Genomic DNA, 246 nt, shown 5'->3' with positions numbered 1-246 from the left:
AATATAGAGATTGATCTTAAACAGGTTGATTGACTGTCAGCGGCGAACCACTTATCTCTCGAAGCGTATAGCTCAGTTCTAACCTGTCGGATGCACTACGAGCATCCGGAAACCGCTTAAAAAATCTTTCTAACAAAAACGGCTTCATTTCGCGAAAATCTGTTAAGTCCTTTAGCTCAACATCTCCAAAACGTTTGGCTATGTTTTTGCTGGCATTAACATCCGCATTATCGGTATATTCACAAA

At 40.2% G+C, this 246-nt stretch carries 1 protein-coding gene; it reads right to left on the bottom strand.

Annotation, left to right across the window (positions count from 1 at the left end):
- Positions 1-16: 16 nt before the first annotated feature.
- The coding region (locus tag HXW94_RS19160) for a hypothetical protein (RefSeq protein ID WP_178368451.1) at positions 17-246 on the bottom strand (230 nt) is incomplete at its 5' end.

The organism is Desulfobacter latus, assembly GCF_013389365.1.
Taxonomy (GTDB): domain Bacteria; phylum Desulfobacterota; class Desulfobacteria; order Desulfobacterales; family Desulfobacteraceae; genus Desulfobacter; species Desulfobacter latus.
The sequence above is the reverse complement of the archived record's forward strand: the minus strand, read 5'-3'. Positions and strand labels throughout refer to the sequence as shown.